Raw genomic sequence first — 20,059 nt, 5'->3', positions numbered from 1 at the left:
CGAATTGACGCTACTTAGCATGCCTCGCATCGATCACGTCATCCGATGGGAGTGCTGATGAATACCGATTTGCAAGTGCGCAAGATCTCGACCTTCGTCGAGGAACTGGTTGTCGAGGGCGGGCGCGCGGCGCCGCGCCCGATTACGACGGTGGTGGTGGCGGCGGTGCTGAGGAACCCCTGGGCCGGGCAGGGTTTCTGCGAGGACCTGCAGCCGGAGATCCGGCGCCTCGCGCCACCGCTGGGCGCCGAGCTGACGCGGCGCCTGGTGGCGCTGATGCCGGCCGCGCGCGTGGAAGCCTACGGCAAGGCCGCCGTGGTGGGCGTAAACGGCGAGATCGAGCATGCCTCGGCGCTGATCCATACGCTGCGCTTCGGCAACCTGTTCCGCGAGGCGGTCGACGGCACCGCCTTCCTGAGCTTCACCAATACGCGGCTCGGGCCGGGCTCGATGGTCTCGCTGCCGATGATCCACAAGTCGGCCACGGGGCAGCGCTCCCACTTCCTGACGGCGACATTTCAGATCGCCGACGCGCCGGGTCCCGACGAGGTGCTGGTGGCGATCGGCGCGGCCGACGGCGGCCGCGCCCATCCGCGCATTGGCGACCGCTTCATCGACATGGCCGAGATGGAGGCCCGCAAACCGGCCGAGGCGCAGACCTAGGGCGACTGAGGCGCTGGCGCGCCTTCGCGGCCCGCCAGCCCCGCGCCTGCTCGCGTCTCCTCCATTTCGCAGTAAATCACGACGTGCCGCATGGCACGCCCGCTCCACCGTTTCCGCCGCCACGGCACCCGCCATGAACGACATCATCATACTGGCCACCCGGCTGCCCGCCGGGCAGGAGGCCGAGTATCGCGCCGCGCTCGCCGCGGCGATGCCGGCCGAAACCATCGTGCCCCTGCGCGAGGCCGATGGCGACGCGCGCGCCGTCGCGAGGGTCGCGGTCGTGGCGCGTCCCGATCCCGCCGAACTCGCCGCCCTGCCCCGGCTCGCCTGGATCCAGAGTCTGTGGGCCGGCGTCGAGCAGTTGGTCGAGAGCCTGCCGGCTACCGCGCCGCCCGTGGTCCGGCTGGTGGACCCGGAAATGTCGCGCACCATGGCCGAGGCGGTGCTGGCCTGGACCTACTACCTGCAGCGCGAGATGCCCGCCTACCGCCTTCAGCAGCAGGCGCGCGAATGGCGGCAGCGGCCCTATCGCAAACCGCAGGACATACAGGTCGGTATCGTCGGCCTCGGCACGCTCGGGGCGGCCGCCGCCGCGCGCCTGCTCGAGGCGGGCTTCCGCGTCGCCGGCTGGAGCCGCTCGCCGAAGACCATGGCCAGCGTGGACACCCATCACGGCGCCGAGGGCCTGGCTCGCCTGCTCGGCGCGAGCGAGATCGTGGTCTGCCTGGTGCCGCTGACCGACGAGACACGTGGCTTGTTCGACCAGCACACGCTGTCGGCCATGCGGCCCGGCGCGGCGCTGATCAATTTCTCGCGCGGCCCGGTGGTGGTCACCCAGGACCTGCTGCAGGCCCTCGATGCCGGCCGGCTGTCACATGCGGTGCTCGACGTGTTCGAAGTCGAGCCGCTGCCCGAGGTTTCGCCGCTCTGGGCCCATCCGGCCGTGACGGTGCTGCCGCACATCTCGGCGCCGACCGACCTGCACACGGCGGCGGCCGTGGTCGCGGCCAATGTCGCCGCCTATCGCGCCAGCGGCCGCATCCCGGCCGGCGTCGATCTCTCGCGTGGTTACTGAACCGGCGCGAACCGTTTCGTTTCATCCGGCCCGAGCCGCGCCATCGGTCGTTCTCGTCCGCTGGCGTGTATCCGCACGCCGGCGCGGTGCCAGCAAGGTTTCGATTCATGCAACACGACCATGGGGAAATCATGAGCAAGGCAGCAGGCTTGAAAACACGCATTGCGTCAACGGCGGCGACGGCGCTGACGATACTCGCCGGCAGCAGTCCGGCGGCGCAGGCACAGAGCAGCATCACGCTGTACGGAATCATCGACGAGGGGCTCAACTACACCAGCAACGCGAAGGGACACGGCACCTTCCAGATGAAGAGCGGCGACACCTTCGGCAGCCGCTGGGGCATCGCCGGCTCCGAGGACCTGGGCGGCGGCACGCGCGCGCTGTTCCGCCTCGAGAACGGCTTCGACGTGAACAGCGGCGCCTTCAGGCAGGGCGGCCGCGAGTTCGGCAGGCAGGCCTGGGTTGGCCTGCAGTCGGACCGGCTCGGCACGCTCTCGTTCGGCCGCCAGTACGACCCGACCATCGACCTCTGGAGCGGGCTGACCGGCGCGGGGGGCGTGAGCGGCGACGTCGCCTCGCATCCGTTCGACAACGACAACGCCGACTTCGATTTCCGCGTCAACAACTCGGTCAAGTACACCAGCCCGAACTTCAATGGCCTGAAGGCCGAGGCGATGTACGGCTTCAGCAACGACACCGGCTTCGCCAACAACCGGCTCTACAGCGCCGCGCTGCAATATAAGCTGGCGGGCCTGACCGCCGCGCTCGGCTACCTGAAGATCGACGCGGGCGGCTCGGCCAACGGCGCGGTGTCCACTGATGCGGTGTTCACCGCCTCGTCCGAGCAGAACATCGTGGCGGGGCTGTCCTACGCGTTCGCGGCCGCCAAGCTGGGCCTGTCCTACTCGCATGTCGACGTCTACGACCCGACCGCCAACGCCTATATCGCCTCGACGGCCACCAGGCCGCTGCGCGGGCGCTGGCAGTCCTGGAAGTTCGACAACTTCGAGGTCAATGCGAAGTACGCCTTCACGCCGTCGCTCTGGCTGTTCGGCGCCTACACCTTCACCGAGGCGCGCCTGCACGCGAGCACCGGCGATTTCGAGCCGAAGTGGCACCAGCTCTCGCTGATGCTCGACTACGACCTCAGCAAGCGCACCTCGCTCTACATGCAGGCGGCCTACCAACACGTGGTCAGCGCGCATACCGGCACGGCCTTCGATTTCGCCACCACACCCGCCTCGGCCGGCGCCTCGTCGGGCGAGAACCAGACCCTGGTGCGGCTCGGCATGATCCATCGCTTCTAGGCAAGCGCAGGTGGCCTTCCGCGGCCGGCTCGCTCGACTGGCCGGCCGCGCCCCGATCCCAGGCGGATCTCTTTTCGAGGTAGCAGATCGGGTAGCAGCGGTGCATTACTGCGCCGCCGTAGACCGAAGCAAGGTTGATCCGGCGCATTGGATACGCCCACTGCAAGGCGCGGCGACGGCGGTGTGTCAACGCCGGCCGTCGCCGCGTCCATTAGGGGAAGCGACGGACTTCAACCTTGCCGGGCTCCACATAAACGACACCGCGGTTTTCGTGCATCGGATGCCTCCTGTTAATCGATGTGTTTGGTGAACTTCGTCTCGCTACTTTCTGGCGATGGTCCTACAGGTCGATCAGTAGCGGTGTCTTGGCTCTTGAGCAACAGGGAGTGAATTGGTCATTCGCGGCGTGCTCTTCGTCAGTCATGTAGACGTCGCGATGATCTGGCACACCTTCCAGGACCTTCGTCATGCACGTTCCGCATACGCCCTGTTCGCATGACGTCTGAATATCAATACCGTGCGCAGCTAAGGCTTGTGCTGCGGTTTGGTCGGATCGAACCTCGACGATTTTCCCGCTTCGCGCAAGGCGCAGTTGAAATGGCAAATCACCCTCGCTGCTCGTCGGTGCATTTCCGAAATATTCGCGATGGACGTTTTCGGAACCCCAACCGGCTGACGTCGCTTCCTTGATGACCGCATCGATGAATCCACCGGGGCCACACACATAGAGATGCACATCAGGATCGGGCGAACGCAAAACTTCTGAGAATTTCACCCTCTCTCGGCTCGGCGCCGTGTCGTAGTAGAGGCGAGCATGCGGGGCGAAGTCGTCGTGCTCAACCCGTTCGCGGAAAGCGGCGCGCTCGTGATCGCGCACGCAATAGTGAAGGTCGAAGTCCTGTCTTTCCTCACTGAGGTGTTCAGCCATCGCGAGGATAGGCGTAATTCCGATGCCTCCGGCCATCAGGACAGAACGACGCGCCCCGGCGGTCAGCGGAAAGTGATTTTTTGGCTCGCTGATTTCAATTAGCTGCCCCTCAGCGAGGTTGTGCATCGCTCGCGAGCCGCCTCGTGAGTTCGGCTCAAGAAGAACTCCGATCTGATAGTGCGAACGGTCGCTTGGTGCGTTGCACAACGAATACTGCCGGACCAAGTCGTTACCGAGAAAAACATCGATATGAGCGCCCGCCGAGAAGAGAGGGAGTTGCTCGCCGCCGGGAGCTACCAACTTGAAGGCGGCAATTCCGTTAGCCACCAGCTTCTTCGATTTGACAAGTACTTTCATTTTGAGTCCATGAAGCATCTGCTGAGAGCGTCAAGCGTTCAAAAGGGAACGGTTGACCCTTTACTTATTGAATCGTTGTTCAGATTTCGAGACTGCCGGTTATTCCAGTTGGCGAAGTTATTCGATGTTGCGTCTGCAGCTTTCGCGGAAAGTCACTGACACTTCAGGCTTTCCGCCGCGGGATGCGCCACGAAGCTGATGGTTTGCATGGTGGCTTCCTCGTCGGCCAGAAGCTTGTCAAGGATGCGTCGCGCACGGACGGCTGCTGCATCGCCGGCGAGCAAGACCGGTTTTAGAGACCAGAAATCCGCCTCTCCAATCATGTGTTGCTGTGCTTCGAGCATCGGGAGGTCCTCATTCTGGAAAGGATGGACGAGCCCCGAGACAAAGTCCTCTGCACGTTGCATCCCGTCGTCACCCATGGAGAGCGGATTGGACACGGCAAACCAGTAATGCGTCGTCGATGCCGTCTCAGGAGAGAAGATGTGGGCGATCTTGTTGGAGACGCCTTCAGAACGAGGCTTGCCTGTCGCGACTGAGCCGGCGTCAAGGAGCATGTGCGCTGGTGCGTCCCACCGAACGTCAATCCATCGGTCGACCGGTGTTCCAACGGGAATTCGGCGTTGGCGATAGAGGAATTCGGGCATGATGTCCCCGACCGTTTGTCGCATCGAATAAACCGTGTTGCCCTCCTGAACGACGCTCGTGATTGCGTCCGCAACCGATGAACTACCCAGCGTTCCCGGATGTAGATACTGAATGTGACTCAAATCCAAAATGTTGTCCGTCTCGAGAACGTAGTTCGCTTTTACGTGAAGGTACCGCTTGGCGACATGGCTGAGCTGGGGATCGAGGCACGAGAAGTCAGGTATCTTGGATGAGTCTGCTATCGATTGTTCGCCCATCCAGATCCAGATAAGGGAGTATTTTTCAACGACCGGATACGTTTTTAGCCGAGCTGCCTTCGGGACAGCGCCCCCACCGTGGGGGTTCCGCGTGCACTGGCCACTGCCATCAAATTCGAGGCCGTGGTATGGGCATTGAACACCGTTCGGAAGTTTCTTTCCGAGGTGTAGTGGCGCGAAGCGATGGGGACAACGGTTGCAGACGGCCTGTACTTCGCCTCGATCATTTCGGAAAAGAAGTACAGACTCGTTCAGCAATGTGCGTTGGAAAAGCTCGTCGGCCTTGACTTCGCTATCCCACGCGGCCACATACCACGCGTTTCTCAAAAATGGGCGATTCATGTTCTGTCCAGGTCTCATTTAATCCAAGTACTACGAAAGAAAAAGCTTCGGAATTCCCTACTGGTGCAATCCGGTAGCTAGCATTTCGGAGGTCGCTGTTCGCGTGGTGTCCGAGGCCGCTTTTTCGAAGGAGCAGAAAGGCACGGGGTAGGACGATCCACCATCGAAAGCGACAAATTACGCGCAGACAGGCGCAACTTGAATTGGCAGGCAGGCATACAGCACGGCGGGTACTCCTTAGATGTCTCCATGCTGTCCGCGTAGCGACAGCGTTCTGTTCTGGCACAGCGCTCGTTGTGACACTTTTCCGGGCGCGTGGGGCCCTCTTAGGTTCGTCAACTCGAGGCTACGTTTACGCCAAGGTTAGGAGAGACGGTCGATCTAAGGAAATGGTATTTTTCGTGGAAATCAATCGATTTGGTCGATTGATGCTGCATTGTTCGACTTCCCGGTGACCTCACATACGGCACTGTCGCCAGCCTGCTCGGGGAACTGGAGAGCCCATCGGCGGCTCCAGCGCCTGAAGGCACGAACCACCGACTCCGGTTCTCCCGTGCATTGGTTTCAGGCGCGTGCCCTCAATGAGTTTGGCCCGGATGCATCGCCTTGGCGTTGCGGAGCCGTCGCGCCCAGGACGCTGGGGCTGATGTCTTGATCGATTGGTTGAGAAACAGGCCGAGGAGATTTGAGGGCAAAGCCGTCGTGCATGGCGGTGCAGCACGAGCAGGTCGGACGACTGCTCGCGCCACTGTCTGAACAGTGGCAGCGTGCCGTCGAATGCGTGACGCGTATGCTCGACGGATCGCAAAGCTCGGCCCCACGGGCACCGCTAGCGCACGAGTTTGAGCTGGAAGCGAGGCGCTCATCGGCCTGCGCAGCGCCAAATCCTGATGGAGTGAGGCTCGTGGGAACCAGCTGCGCAGGAACAACTCCGCTAAAGCCGCTATTCGGACTGATGGGCGCACTGTCGTTTCAGTATGTCGGCGAAGGCCTTCGAGGTGGCGCTCTGTGGTCCATCTTGTTTTTGCAGGAGCACGGGCGTGCGAATGGGCTTGGGGTCGACGATTCGGACAACGGCAAAATCGCTTATGGCCTTGGACAGAAACTCGGAGCCAATAGTGGGAATGAGTAGTGAGCGGGACAGTTCGAACATTGGCACGATGGAGTTGATTTCCGCGACGGGCGTAGGCTGAGCATGCGCGGCACGAAAGCACGCATTCAGAATGTGCCGTGCCCCCACTTCGGCAGACGGAAGAATCAGCGGCTGACGATGGAGCTCGACCATGCGGATACGTCGTCGCTTTGCGAGAGGATGATTCAACGGAGCAAAGATGACGAGTTCCTCGTTGAAGAGCGGTTCGAACCAAAGCCCACCCGTGTCGGATGGTGTATAGCAGATGCCGACGTCTAGCTGGCCATTTCGCACGCGTTCTTCGATCGACTTGCCTGGCAACTCGGCGATTGTCACGTGAACGGTCGGGTTTTGCGTGAGGAATTCCGAAACGCAGCCCGGCAACAAGCGAACGTTGAAGGTTGAAGTCGTCCCGATACGCAATTCGCCTGAAAGCTCGGAGATGCAATTTCTTAGTGAGACGATGCCACTGTCAAGTTCGCCCAAGGTGCGAGCAACGGTTCCCAGAAATTGCTTACCATCCCGATTGAGCGTGACGCGCTTGCCAACCCGGTCGAACAATTCGACTTTGAGTTCATCTTCGAGTTGCTTAATGGTGTGAGACAGGGTGGATTGACTGACATGTAACTGCTTCGCCGCTTGCGTGAAGTTAGTGCACTCAGCCAGTACGTTGAAGGAGCGCAGGTGTCGCAATTCCATGGTTATCCTTGGGGAAGCTTGCGTAGATCTGTCGTGGCGAACGTGGTACACCCGCGGTCCGCTGTCAGCGCCGCGCGGGTGTGGCGTCGTAGCCGGCCGCATTGCGTACCGGGAATCGTCCATAAGATCAGGGCCTTACGGTCGGGCTCCGAAGTCTATGATGCGAATTGACAAATTTAATCCGGACATATGCGAATTGACGACATTGCTTTGGCGGGACCGTCAATAAAGTCGTCAACTTGCGGGCCGCAAGCCTTGATCCACGACGATTCTGGAGTGAGAGATTTATTGTGGTCTACGGCGGCTGGCACGACGGCCGGACTCGGCGCGCGCTACAGGCGCCGCTCGGCGTCCATCCGGTGATATGCAGAATGCGGATCACGTCCAGAGTATCGGCCGATTGCCGAGAGAACACCACCGGCGACCAGGTGACGCGTCTGGCTGGCGCCTCCACGAGTCGGTAGGCCGACGAACTAAAGGTGCGCTCTTTGCAGGCGGTTTCGGTGCGACTTAACAATTCGCGGGAATGTGGCGTCGGTTGTCGCGGACCATGAGCAACTCAGCCCCCCCCGAATTCACTGCCATAGTCTGCCTTGACATAGCGTGGAAGCGGACGGATGCTGCGCCAGCCGGGTCAGCGCGGCAACAACGAGCTCGCCACGAGGTGACTGCCGTTTGCGCGATCGAGCGCAGCCGCAGCTCAAACCCCTCGCAATATGCCGGCTCAATTTGATGCATGTCGAATACAGATCTTCCCAAAGTGCTGTCCACGTGCCATGTAATCGAGCGCCGACCGCAACGCTTCAAATTCAAATACCCGATCGATGACCGGACGTAATTCATGTAGTGCGATCGCAGCTGCCATGGCCTCGAAATCGTCCCGATTTCCCACAGTAATGCCCTGCAGGCGGATATGGCGCGTCACGATCTGGCCGAGCGGGATCGTCGGCTCCGAACCGGCAAGCACGCCGATCATGCTCAGCGTCCCGCCTGTGCGAACCGCACGTAATGATTGTTCCAGTGTGCCAGCCCCGCCTACTTCGACGACGTGATCGACGCCCTGCCCTCCAGTGATTTCTCGCGCGATCTTTCCCCACTGGGGATTGTCGCGATAGTTAACCGTTTCGTCCGCGCCCAGCGCGCGCACCCGAGCAAGCTTTTCGTCGCTGGATGAGGTTACGATCGCACGGGCACCGAGCAGCTTGGCAAACTGAAGTGCGAACAGGGATACGCCGCCGGTTCCTTGTATGAGCACCGTTTCCCCAGGTCTGAGATTCCCCTCAGTGACCAACGAGCGCCAGGCCGTGACCGCTGCCGTCGGCAGCGTTGCTGCTTCCACGTCGTCAAGATGTACCGGTGCCTTACTTACCCCTTCGGCCGATAGCACAAGATAGTCCGCCATCGTACCGTCCTGCTCGCAGCCCAGGCTATATCGAAAGCGCTCGTTACCGGGCGGGCCCCCCAGCCAGCTTTGGTAGAACAGCGGACATACCCGGTCGCCGGGTTGCATGCGGGTAACTCCCGCGCCAACCGCATCGACGATACCGAAGCCGTCACTAAGCATAACGAGCGGCAATTCCTGCATGCGCTTTCCATAGCCGCGGAGCGGAATTAACGAATCCCGGTAATTTAGTGCCGCTGCTCGCATCCTGATGCGCACCTGCCCGTCGCGCGGCTCGGGAATTGGGCGCTCGCCGATGCGGAGATTAGCCATGGTCCATTCGTTTTCAACCTGATAAACCCGCATGATTCCTCCAGTTGGTTCATCCACACGGCAACCGCCATATGCACACAGATACGAATTGGTCATCTACGGAGTAACTTGTCCTCCTCGCCTCCGGGTCTTGCTTCCGAGTATCGTTGATCCGAGCATGGTTCCAATAAACGTCACGTTCAGTCGAGCACGCTCTTACTTCGATGCCAAGGGAAGACCGATTCATTACGAGGATTCACCGGCGGCGTCCAACATTGCCTGCCGGGAATTTGCCGCGCGCCGCTTTCGCCGGAGGTGTGAGCGACTGGCAAGCTCGCCAACGATGCCTTTCCGAAACAGAAGAACACAGACAATGAAGATGAGGCCCGTGACGATCGTGACGGATTCGCCGAGGTCACGGAACCATTCGATTTGCGTCAGATTCGCCAGCCAGCCTCCAAAATCGCTCAATCGATTTTCCAACAAAATGATAACGAGCGCGCCGACCACCGGCCCCGTCAACGTTCCCAGTCCGCCAACAAGCGCCATCAGAATGACGAGGCCCGACATGGTCCAATGTACGTCGCCCAAGGTCTCGAATCCAAGCACCACAGTTTTTGTCGCACCGGCCAACCCCGCCAAGGCAGCTGACAACACGAAGGCGAGCAGCTTGTACCTGTCGACGTCGTAGCCAAGGGAGATAGCGCGAGGTTCGTTTTCCTTGATCGCCCTCAACACGTGGCCGAACGGCGATTGCACTATGCGCAGGACAGCGACATATCCGGCGACCGTGATGACGAGAACGACGTAGTACATCGTCATATCACTGGCCAGATCGAACATGCCCAGCAACCATCCCCGAGGCACATCCTGCATGCCATCTTCACCACCGGTGAAACGCGCTTGTAGGCAGTAGAAATACAGCATCTGCGCGAGGGCCAGCGTGATCATCGTAAAGTAGATACCCTTTCGGCGGATGGCCAGCGTGCCCATCGCGAGACCCAGCACTGCCGCGCCGAGCGTTCCTGCAATCACCCCGATCTCAAACGGATAGCCGATGTTACGCAAGACATAGCCGGCGATATAGCCCGCTCCCCCGAAAAGCGCCGCGTGTCCGAATGAGAGCAACCCGGTGAAGCCGATCAGGAGATTGAAGGCGCAGGCAAACAGCGCGAAACAGAGCAACTTCATCAGCAGCACCGGATAGATGGCAACCGGTGCGACCAACATCGCGATCAGCGCGATCGAATAGCCGATTTTCTTGTTCACCTCGTACTCCTCAAGTCACTTTTCCGAACAGCCCTGCCGGACGAACCATCAGCACGACCGCCATGACAATGAAGACCACCGTCGCTGAAACTTCCGGGTAAAAGACGCGCGTCAGTCCCTCGACGACCCCCAATCCAAGGCCAGTGAGGATCGAACCTACGATCGAGCCCATTCCGCCGATGACGACGACAGCAAACACCGTGATGATCAGGTTCGTTCCCATCAACGGCGACACCTGAACTACTGGAGCGGCCAGGACGCCAGCCAGCGCCGCCAGTGCGGCACCGAAGGCGTACGTTAGCGTGATCATCACCGGCACATTGACGCCGAACGCTTCAACCAGCTTCGGATTCTCCGTTCCAGCCCGCAGAAAGGCACCGAGCTTCGTCCGCTCGATCACAAACCAGGTCGCCAGACAAACGACAAGGGAAAGAACGACGACCCAGGCACGATAGGCAGGAAGCAGCATGAAACCGAGATCGAGCGTGCCACCGAGCGCATTGGGCGCTGAATAGGGTTGCCCCGATGCGCCGTAGATCGACCGAAACAGGCCCTCCACGACCAGCGTGATGCCAAATGTCAACAGCAGACCATAGATGTGGTCGACCTTGTAAAGCCAACGCAACATGGTCCTTTCAAAAATGCCCCCCAATACGCCGACGACAAGCGGCGCGGCGATCAACATGATCCAGTAGTTCAGCCCCAAGTAGCTCAGTCCCATCCACGTCAGCAGCGCACCAAGCATGTACAGCATGCCGTGGGCAAAGTTGATGACGTTAAGCATCCCAAATATCACCGCCAGACCAAGTGAGAGCAGTGCGTAAAATGAACCATTGACGAGGCCGATCAACAATTGGCTCGTCAGGGCCGGTAGCGGAATTCCCAGTAGTTCTTCCATGTTTCCCTCACTACACGCCAAGCAATTCGGTCAGAACAGGCTTTTTCTCCTCCAGTTCATCGGCCGTGAAATGCTCGATTGCCCGCCCATGCTCGACGACATAGAAGCGGTCTGCCAAAGGCGCGGCGAACCGAAAGTTCTGCTCCACCATTACGATGGTGTAGCCTCTCTCCTTTAGTTTGCGGATCATGCGCGCGAGCGCACGCACGATGACTGGTGCGAGCCCTTCCGAAATCTCGTCGAGCAAAAGCAGCCTCGCGCCGGTACGCAGGATGCGCGCTACCGCGAGCATCTGCTGTTCTCCGCCCGATAAACGCGTTCCCGGGCTGCGTCGGCGCTCGGCAAGATTAGGGAACAAGTCGTAGATTTCATCGATCGACATGCCGCGATCGGTCCTGGACACCATCGGAGGCAACATCAAGTTTTCCTCGGTCGACAGCGCCGAGAAAATGCCGCGTTCCTCGGGACAATAACCGACGCCCAACCGTGCAATCTTGCTGGTGGCCAGATGGATGGATTCCGTGTCGTTGATCCTGACGGATCCCCTTCTCGTACCCGTCAGCCCCATGATTCCGCGCAGCGTCGTCGTACGGCCAGAGCCATTGCGCCCAAGCAACGTAACGACCTCGCCCTTATTCACCGAAAATTTCAGGCCGTGAAGAATATGAGACTCTCCGTACCAGGCGTTCAGGTTCGTTACTTCCAGCGCTTTTTCCATATGTCGTTCCCCAGGTGAACTCGACTCGCCGCTGCCGAGCGTCACAGAACACCTTCAAGCGTTCCATCAGCCGTACCCATATAGGCTTCCATGACTTCAGGTATCGCGGATACTTCCGCATAAGTTCCTTCGGCCAATATCGACCCGCGTTGCAATACCGAAATGCGATCGCAGATCCCGGCCACCACGCTCATGTTGTGCTCCACCATCAGGATCGTGCGCTGCAACGAAACACGCTTGATGAGCTCCGTGACACGCGACACGTCTTCATGTCCCATTCCCTGCGTCGGCTCGTCGAGCAGCATCAGCTCGGGCTCCATGCCAAGCGTCGTCGCAATCTCCAGTGCGCGTTTTCTGCCGTACGGAAGATCGACGGTCGAGGTGTCCGCAAAATCGGCAAGGTCGACCTGGGTCAACAGATCCATTGCCCTGTCATTCAGTCGCGACAACGTGCGCTCGCTTTTCCAGAAATGAAAAGAGGTACCAAGCGATCGCTGCAGCGCAATACACACATTCTCGAGAACGGTAAGGTGCGGGAATACGGCCGATATCTGAAACGACCTGATGATGCCCTGCCGCGCGATCTGTGCCGGCCGCGCGGCAGTGACGTCGCGTTGGTTGAAAAGAATCGTCCCGGCCGTCGGAGCCATGAACTTCGTCAAGAGATTGAAGCAGGTTGTCTTGCCGGCGCCATTTGGGCCGATCAACGCATGAATATGGCCACGCCGGACACGCAAATTGACATCGGACACAGCAGTAAACCCTCCGAATTCCTTAGTCAGGCCGCGCGTCTCCAGGATGACATCAGTCATAGTCACCTCAATTCGGTAGTGAAACCCATCGATCGAAACTTTAGTGAGCGCATCGATGCGCCAACATGAATGATTTGACCGAGAGCGCACGCTCAGCTCCCGGCCGATCTCCTTGGATTCTCAAAACGTCGCGATGCAAACGCTGATAAGTCGGTGATTTAATCAAAGCTCAATCATCGATTGCATCGATTACGCCTTTTCGTTTTACGTGCGTCCATTCTTGAGCAGAGGACACTTACTCAGCTCCACCGGAATCGTGACCGTGCTGGCCGGCAGGACTTTCTTGATCTTGTAGTAATCCCAAGGATATTTCGACTCGCTCGGCGTCTTGACCTGAGCCAGATACATGTCGTGCACCATGCGACCATCCTCGCGAATCTTGCCATTCTTCGCAAAGAAGTCGTTGATCGGCATTTCCCGCATCTTTGCCATTACGTCCTTGGCATTGTCCGTTCCGGCCGCTTCAATTGCTTTGAGGTAGTGCATGACTGACGAGTAGTCTCCGGCCTGCACCATATTGGGCATTTTCTTCATCCTGGCGAAATAGCGCTTCGACCACTGACGCGTTTCGTCGTTTCGATCCCAGTAGAACGGCGTCGTCAGCAAAAGACCCTGTGCGACATTCAGGCCCATGCCGTGAACGTCAGTGATGGTCGTTGCAAGACCGACGACACTCTGCTTTCCTCCACGTGTGATACCGAACTCCTGTGCTGACTTCATCGCGTTGACCGTGTCGACACCGGCGTTTGCCAGTCCGATCACCTTCGCGTTCGACGTTTGCGCCTGCATCATGAACGATGAAAAATCCGATGCGCCGAGTGGATGCTTGGCTGCCCCCACGACCTTGCCTCCATTCGCTGCTACCGTCGCGGTCAGCCGATCGAGCATCAGCGTGCCGAACGCATAATCGGCGGCAAGAATGAACCACGTGTTTCCACCTTGATCCAGGACAGCCTTGCCAGTGCCGTTCGCAAACGCATAGGAATCGGCGACGTAGTGCACTGTGTTAGGAGAGCATTCCTCGTTCGTTATTTTCTCCGTCATCGCGCCTGCCACGATGGCTATCCGATTCTTGTCCTTGGCCAACTTGCTGACGGCGATGGCGACAGACGAGTTTGTAAGATCAACAATGGCGTCCACCTTCTGCGTGTCGAACCATTCGCGCGCTTTTGTCAATGCCACGTCGGTCTTGTTGAGATGGTCTGCCACCACCACCTCGATCGGCTTTCCGAGAACCTTGCCGCCGAAGTCTTCCACGGCCATCTTGACTGCTGCCACCGCACCCGGCCCCGCAAATTCGGAGTAGTTTCCAGAAAGGTCCATCAGGATTCCGATCTTTACGACATCGTCCGAGATTTTCGGTGGCTGCGCCTGCGCTGAAGCGCAGGCGAAACCCCAAGCCAGTGCAATGGCGGTCTTTCTGAAATGGATGTGCATCGTTGTCTCCTGTGTTTATCTTGTATCTTCGGCACGTCTTCGCGTGCTCTATTTTTTGAACAAGCCAACGACCGCGGAAATGTCCTTGCTGCCGCCGCCTTGATGACTTAGTACCTGGAAGAACTGCTTGGACAATGCGGTCATGGGCAACGGTTGTCGGGAGTTGTGTGCGGAATCCAGTGCAAGACTGAGATCCTTGATCATCAGGTCGCAGGCAAAGCCGCCGGAAAAGCCATTGGATGCCGGTGAATCTGCAACGACGCCGGGATAAGGGTTGTAGACCTCGGACACCCAGCACCGGCCAGACGACGTGTTGATGATCTGCGCAAGCACATCGGGAGCGAGCCCGAGGCTAACACCGAGGCACATCGATTCGGACACGGCAATCGTCGACACTCCAAGCAGGAGATTGTTGCAAAGCTTGGCGGCTTGTCCGCTGCCAGCAGGGCCGCAACGAACAATGTTCTTCCCCATGGCGGAGAGAATGGGTCTGGCGGACTCGAAGCCGGGGTCCGATCCGCCCACCATGAACGTCAGCGTGGCCGCCTTGGCCCCTGGCACACCGCCTGACACGGGTGCATCGACAACAGTCTTGCCGCTTGCCGCCCCGATCGTTTCGATCTCCGCGGCAGTCTGCGGATCACTGGTGCTGCAGTCGATCACAAGTGTCCCCTGCCTTGCATGCGCAAGCACACCATCCGGACCACATATCACGCCGCGCACGACAGCCGGAGTCGGCAACATCGTAATCACTACATCGACCGATGCAGCCAGCTCTGCCACGGACCGAGCTGGCAAGGCACCGCGCTCGACAGCTTGGGCGATCGCGCCGGACGACGTGTCGAAAGCACGCACCGTATGGCCAGTTGCCAACAGATTGCCCAACATTGGTAGCCCCATGTGCCCCAAGCCGATAAACCCGATATCCATCATGTCTCCAATTTTCTTTAGTTGAACTGAATCAGATCACTAAATTTCAAGGATGCAACAGAATTTTGCCGAAGTGCTCGTCGCGCGCCATTGCGTCCTGTGCCTCCAACGCCTCAGCCAGCGGGTACGTTGTCTGAATGATTGGGAGCACTGCGCCGGATTCGAATAGCGGATAGACATCTCGTCTAAACTGCGTAAAGAGTTCAGATTTCTGCCGGACAGTTCGTGTGCGAAAGGAAACACCGACCAACGAAACTCTCTTGCGGGCCAACGTGTCAAGATCGATTTCGCCGGTCGCTCCACCGACCCAGCCAACGTTCACGATGTAGCCGCCCAATGCGACAGAGGCCAGATTGTCCGAGATCGCGGGGCCGCCGACCATGTCGACCACGACGTCGACGCCCTGTCCGTTCGTCAGCGCCGCGACCTCAGATACAACGTCGTCGGTGCCGTTCACGAGAAACCGGTCGAGCCCGAGTCCGATCAGATTGTCGGCATTGCGGGTCGGACGGCCGGTACCAATGATCTTCTTCGCGCCGAGGGCTTTTGCGATTTGCAGGGTCGCGATGCCAACAGCCGATGCAACGCCTTGAATCAGGACACTCTTATCCGCCCCGAAATGACCGTTAGTCACCAATGCATTGTGGGCTGTCGGATAAACAGTGGCGACTGCTGCCGCCTGATCGTACGAAAATGACTTAGGAATTGGCGTGGCAAATCGGTAGTCAATAGTGGCAAGTTCGGCATAGGCTCCGGTCGTCATGCCCATCACCCTGTCGCCAACTTTGAATCCGCTTACCTCGCTACCGACGGCGACGACGTCCCCCGCCATTTCGAGGCCCGCAATCATCGGTTTGCCGGCGGCCGGGCCGCCATGCGCCGTCGAACGTTGAAGGTCGATCCGATTGATCCCAGCCGCCTTGACCGCGACCAGCAATTCATTCGGCTGGACCTGTGGGTCCGGCACTGTCTGATACGCCAATGTCGGGCGCGTTTGCCCTTCCTGACTAACAATCACAATTGCCTTCATTGATGTTCCTTTGATGCTGTACGTCAATTGCTGTACCTTGAGCCGCGATCGCCACACCGGCGCGCGGCGTGTGGCGAATGCGGTTGATAGATCGGGGGGCGATGTCAGGCGCTTGGATTGAATGCCAGTGAAACCGGAAGTGCTCCGTCGTCGGGTTCCGGCCAGCGCTGAGATACGGTCTTGAACTTCGTATAGAAACGCGCCGCATCGGGACCATACAGGTGACCGTCGCCAAACTTCGAACGACGCAGGCCGCCGAAGTTGAAGAAGGCGGACGGCAGCGGCACGGGCACGTTCACGCCGATCATGCCGGACTCGATTTCCATCATGAAGCGATGCGCCGACTTCCCGTCTCGCGTGAAGATCACCGATCCGTTGCCGTACTCGTGCTGATTTGTGATCTCGATCGCCTCGTCGAACGTCGCCGGTCGCATGATGCCTCGCACCGGGCCGAACACTTCCTCCCGATACAGATGCATGTCGGTCGTGATCCGATCAAATAGCGTCGGTCCGAGGTAGTAACCATTCGGATGGCCCGGTACCGCAAAGCCACGCCCATCGATCACCAGCTCGCCGCCCTCTTCGAGACAACGGCCGATCGCCTGCTCGACGGACACCTTCGATTCCCGGGAAACAACCGCACTGAAATCAGCACCTGGGTCGTCATAAGAGCCAACTTTCAGCGCGCGGATCTTCGGGATGATGATCTCGCGCAAGCGCTCTGCTGTTTCCGTGCCAACTGGCAGAAGCAACGAGACGGCCATGCAACGTTGACTTGACGACCCGAATCCGGCCGACACGAACGCGCTGGCAGCGGCTTCGAGGTCCGCGTCCGGCATGACGACCATGTGGTTCTTACCGCCAGTGAAGGCGGCCACTCGCTTGTTATGATTCGTCCCTTTCTGATAGATGTACTCGCCGACCGCAGTCGATCCGACAAAGCTGACTCCGGCAATGCCGGGATGTTCGAGAATCGCATCGACCACTTCCTTGTCGCCCTGTACGACATTAAAGATCCCATCGGGCAAGCCTGCTTCCTTCCAGATCCGAGCAAATTCGAGTGCCGCGCTCGGAACCTTTTCGGAGGGCTTCCAGACAATGCTGTTACCGACGGCGACAGCCATGGTCATCATGACCGCGGGCACCATGATGGGAAAGTTGAACGGCGTGATACAACCGACCACACCGATTGGTCGCCGCATGGAGAACACTTCGATTTCGCCGCCGACGTTGTTGGTGTATTCGCCCTTGGTCACGTGCGGCGCATTGCATGCGAATTCGATCCCTTCAATGGCGCGCCCCAACTCCCCTTTTGCGTCCAGGATCGTTTTGCCGTGCTCGCGCCCGATCGCCTCGGCCAGCACATCCATGTTGGCGATCATCAGATCGCGCAATTTGAAGATCACCGCCTGACGTACGGCATGCGAGGCGCGCCCCCAGCGGCGCCCGGCTTCCGTGGCGACCGCAACGGCATGATCGACCGTTGAACGCGTGCCGTACTCACAGCGGGCAATCTCCTCGCCCGTCGAAGGATTGTGGACCGCGCCCGATCGGGCCGACGGTTCCGAGTAGGGCTTACCTGCGATGAAATGCTCGATGTAACTGCTCACGATGGGTTGCCTCCTGGTAGGAATCTTGTGTCATTGCGCGCGGACGTCCGGCGGGAACTCGGCGCTGATTTCGATGTGTTGCCAAGCATGTTATTTCACCGTTTCTGCATTTGAAATAAGATAAAATGGAACTGATCTATGCAAATTTGCATAGCGGAGCACTGAGGACGAGATGAATCATTTCGATTGGGATAACCTGCGGATCTTCTTGGCGGCGGCTCGGTCTCAGTCGGCTCTGGAGGCGTCACACACGTTGAAGATGAGTCAGTCGACAATCTCCAGACGGATACAGCGACTGGAGCGTGACACAGGCTCGAAGCTGTTCGACCGCAGTTCTCAAGGGCTTCGCCTGACAAGTGCTGGCCATCGGTTACTCGAGCATGTCGAGACGCTTGAAAGCACGATCACGGCGGTGGAATCGAGCATGCTCAGCGACACCGTCGCATTGACCGGCGAAATCCGGCTGGGTGCGACAGAGGGTTTCGGCACGTTTTTCCTCACCCCACACCTGGCGCACTTTTGCACGAGGCACCCCGCCATCACCGTCGACATCCTGCCGCTGCCTCGCACGCTGAATCTGTCAAAGCGCGAAGCCGACGCATCGGTTGCAATCGACCGCCCGAGCGCCAACAGCTTTGTGACATGCAAGCTCTCCGAGTACCGCATGTTGCCGTACGCAACGCCTGAGTACCTCGACAAGCATCCGTCGATCAGAGCGATCGATGACTTGGTCGGTCATCGATGGATCGACTATGTCGACGACCTGATCTTCTCGCCGCAGCAATTCTCGCTGCAAAAATGGCTCCCCACGCTTAAGCCTTGCCTCAGAAGCACGAGTGTCATCGCCCAAGCCCAAGCCGTAAAAGCTGGCCTCGGAATCGGGGTGCTGCCGTGTTTCCTTGGAAGCGTGATCGGCAACGTGATCCCGGTGCTGCCCGATGCGGTGAACATCACCCGCACCTTCTGGCTTGTGGCTCCGCCGGAGCGACGTGAGCTGGCGCGCGTCAAGGCACTATGGGACTACATTCGGGAAGTTGCAGAAGCCAATGAAGATTTCCTGATGGGAAGGACGACACAGAGCACATCAATTGAGTGAGGAGGCTTAGTGCTTCACGGTTCACTACGCCGCGCTGTTCGAGCATTGCGCCAGGGTCGGCACGCGCAAGAATCACAGTCAGTCGTTCCTTCCGCTACAACGACGACTTATGGCCACTGCTGCTTGCGTTCCGGAGGCATGTTCCGGTCCTCTATGTTTATGAACCACCATGCGTGTTTGCTCCTGTCGCGGTACGGGCACCTGCGTCACGCCGGCAAGCGAACGCGGCATCGACGCAAGGAGGCTTCCCGCATGACGCAGCCATTCAGACTGGGCGACCACGTCCGCTGGAATTCCGAAGCCGGTTACGTGACGGGCACGATCATCGCGATCCACACGCAGGATTTCGACTACAAGGGGCATCGCCATCGCGCGTCGCCCGACGATCCGCAATACGAGATCAAGAGCGACCGGACCGACCACATCGCCGCGCATCGCGGCCGCGTGCTCGAACGCATGGCGAGCAAGGACGACGCGTGACGCACCCGTTCTACACGATCGGCCATTCGAACCGCACGCTCGACGCGTTCGTCGAGATGCTCGACGCGGTCGATATCGCGTTGCTTGCCGATATCCGGAAGATGACGCGCTCGCGCTCGAATCCGCAGTTCAACGAAGCGACGCTGCCCGACGCGCTGGCCGCCGTCGATATCGCGTACGAGCACATCGCGGCGCTCGGCGGCCTGCGCGGCAAGTCGCGCGGCGTGCCCGACGAGGTCAACGACTTCTGGACCAACCGCAGCTTCCATCGCTACGCCGACTACGCGTTGTCGCCCGAGTTCCGAACGGGCCTCGACCAGCTGATCGAGCAAGGGCACCGGCAACGCTGCGCGATCATGTGTTCGGAAGCCGTGTGGTGGCGTTGTCACCGGCGCATCGTGTCCGACTACCTGATCGCGCGCGGCGAAACGGTGCTGCACATCATGGGCCGCAATCGCGTCGAGCCCGCGCGTCTCACCGCCGGCGCGGTGATCCGGGACGACGGCGCGATCGTCTATCCGGACGTCGACAGCGATGCGACTGCCGACGGCACCGCCAAGCAGCCGAACGAGTAACGCGGCGCCGGTCGTGCGCACAGCGGCGATGGCCTGACGCCCGGCGCAACGCTCCACGTCGGCCGGCCGCCGCCCCTGCGCACCCGACACGCCGCACGCT

The 20,059-nt window shown here is 59.7% G+C and carries 18 protein-coding genes; 6 read left to right on the top strand and 12 right to left on the bottom strand.

Going from position 1 to position 20,059, the window contains the following annotated elements; all coding sequences use genetic code 11:
• Positions 1 to 57 precede the first annotated feature (57 nt).
• From ACVK00_RS08575 to ACVK00_RS08565, 3 genes are all read left to right on the top strand, one after another.
• Complete coding sequence (locus ACVK00_RS08575) at positions 58 to 663, top strand: amino acid synthesis family protein (protein ID WP_011659311.1); 606 nt, start codon at positions 58 to 60, stop codon at positions 661 to 663.
• Between the two features lie 133 nt (positions 664 to 796).
• Positions 797 to 1,741 carry a 2-hydroxyacid dehydrogenase gene (locus ACVK00_RS08570; RefSeq protein WP_284895442.1) on the top strand — a complete coding sequence of 315 codons (945 nt, stop codon included), beginning with the start codon at positions 797 to 799 and terminating at the stop codon, positions 1,739 to 1,741.
• A gap of 131 nt (positions 1,742 to 1,872) precedes the next feature.
• Positions 1,873 to 3,048, top strand: coding sequence for a porin (locus ACVK00_RS08565; protein ID WP_354123267.1), 1,176 nt, complete (start codon positions 1,873 to 1,875; stop codon positions 3,046 to 3,048).
• 340 nt (positions 3,049 to 3,388) lie between these two features.
• On the opposite strand, the gene ACVK00_RS08560 is transcribed toward ACVK00_RS08565, so the two are convergent.
• The 12 genes from ACVK00_RS08560 to ACVK00_RS08505 form a co-directional block, all read right to left on the bottom strand.
• Positions 3,389 to 4,333 carry a PDR/VanB family oxidoreductase gene (locus ACVK00_RS08560; protein ID WP_284895444.1) on the bottom strand — a complete coding sequence of 315 codons (945 nt, stop codon included), beginning with the start codon at positions 4,331 to 4,333 and terminating at the stop codon, positions 3,389 to 3,391.
• A gap of 152 nt (positions 4,334 to 4,485) precedes the next feature.
• On the bottom strand, positions 4,486 to 5,580 hold the full coding sequence (locus ACVK00_RS08555) for an aromatic ring-hydroxylating dioxygenase subunit alpha (RefSeq protein ID WP_284895445.1): 1,095 nt from the start codon (positions 5,578 to 5,580) through the stop codon (positions 4,486 to 4,488).
• 943 nt (positions 5,581 to 6,523) lie between these two features.
• Positions 6,524 to 7,411, bottom strand: a complete 888-nt coding sequence (locus ACVK00_RS08550; protein WP_284895446.1) for a LysR substrate-binding domain-containing protein — start codon at positions 7,409 to 7,411, stop codon at positions 6,524 to 6,526.
• 724 nt (positions 7,412 to 8,135) lie between these two features.
• Positions 8,136 to 9,158 carry a zinc-dependent alcohol dehydrogenase family protein gene (locus ACVK00_RS08545; protein ID WP_284895447.1) on the bottom strand — a complete coding sequence of 341 codons (1,023 nt, stop codon included), beginning with the start codon at positions 9,156 to 9,158 and terminating at the stop codon, positions 8,136 to 8,138.
• A gap of 192 nt (positions 9,159 to 9,350) precedes the next feature.
• Positions 9,351 to 10,373: a branched-chain amino acid ABC transporter permease gene (locus ACVK00_RS08540; RefSeq protein WP_284895448.1), complete on the bottom strand. Its 1,023-nt coding sequence runs from the start codon at positions 10,371 to 10,373 to the stop codon at positions 9,351 to 9,353.
• Between the two features lie 10 nt (positions 10,374 to 10,383).
• Positions 10,384 to 11,271 (bottom strand): branched-chain amino acid ABC transporter permease, encoded by an 888-nt coding sequence (locus tag ACVK00_RS08535; protein WP_284895449.1) that lies wholly within the window; start codon positions 11,269 to 11,271, stop codon positions 10,384 to 10,386.
• A gap of 10 nt (positions 11,272 to 11,281) precedes the next feature.
• Positions 11,282 to 11,989 carry an ABC transporter ATP-binding protein gene (locus ACVK00_RS08530; protein ID WP_284895450.1) on the bottom strand — a complete coding sequence of 236 codons (708 nt, stop codon included), beginning with the start codon at positions 11,987 to 11,989 and terminating at the stop codon, positions 11,282 to 11,284.
• Positions 11,990 to 12,030: 41 nt separating this feature from the next.
• Positions 12,031 to 12,801, bottom strand: a complete 771-nt coding sequence (locus tag ACVK00_RS08525; RefSeq protein ID WP_284895451.1) for an ABC transporter ATP-binding protein — start codon at positions 12,799 to 12,801, stop codon at positions 12,031 to 12,033.
• A 204-nt stretch (positions 12,802 to 13,005) separates the two neighbouring features.
• On the bottom strand, positions 13,006 to 14,238 hold the full coding sequence (locus ACVK00_RS08520; RefSeq protein WP_284895452.1) for an ABC transporter substrate-binding protein: 1,233 nt from the start codon (positions 14,236 to 14,238) through the stop codon (positions 13,006 to 13,008).
• A gap of 48 nt (positions 14,239 to 14,286) precedes the next feature.
• Positions 14,287 to 15,168, bottom strand: a complete 882-nt coding sequence (mmsB, locus tag ACVK00_RS08515; protein ID WP_284895859.1) for a 3-hydroxyisobutyrate dehydrogenase — start codon at positions 15,166 to 15,168, stop codon at positions 14,287 to 14,289.
• Positions 15,169 to 15,214: 46 nt separating this feature from the next.
• A complete protein-coding gene (locus ACVK00_RS08510; protein WP_284895453.1) occupies positions 15,215 to 16,198 on the bottom strand; it encodes a zinc-binding dehydrogenase in 984 nt (327 codons plus the stop codon).
• A gap of 104 nt (positions 16,199 to 16,302) precedes the next feature.
• Positions 16,303 to 17,808: a CoA-acylating methylmalonate-semialdehyde dehydrogenase gene (locus tag ACVK00_RS08505; RefSeq protein WP_354123266.1), complete on the bottom strand. Its 1,506-nt coding sequence runs from the start codon at positions 17,806 to 17,808 to the stop codon at positions 16,303 to 16,305.
• A 172-nt stretch (positions 17,809 to 17,980) separates the two neighbouring features.
• On the opposite strand from ACVK00_RS08505, the gene ACVK00_RS08500 reads away from it, so the two are divergent.
• The 3 genes from ACVK00_RS08500 (at position 17,981) to ACVK00_RS08490 (ending at position 19,959) form a co-directional block, all read left to right on the top strand.
• Complete coding sequence (locus tag ACVK00_RS08500) at positions 17,981 to 18,904, top strand: LysR family transcriptional regulator (protein ID WP_284895455.1); 924 nt, start codon at positions 17,981 to 17,983, stop codon at positions 18,902 to 18,904.
• 252 nt (positions 18,905 to 19,156) lie between these two features.
• Entirely contained in the window at positions 19,157 to 19,384 is a 228-nt protein-coding gene (locus ACVK00_RS08495) for a hypervirulence associated TUDOR domain-containing protein (RefSeq protein ID WP_228908183.1), read from the top strand.
• A complete protein-coding gene (locus ACVK00_RS08490) occupies positions 19,381 to 19,959 on the top strand; it encodes a DUF488 domain-containing protein (RefSeq protein WP_284895456.1) in 579 nt (192 codons plus the stop codon). The genes ACVK00_RS08495 and ACVK00_RS08490 overlap by 4 nt, the downstream gene beginning before the upstream one ends.
• The last annotated feature ends 100 nt before the right edge of the window (positions 19,960 to 20,059 follow it).

The sequence above is a fragment of the Burkholderia sp. PvR073 genome (genome assembly GCF_054055695.1).
The sequence above is the reverse complement of the archived record's forward strand: the minus strand, read 5'-3'. Positions and strand labels throughout refer to the sequence as shown.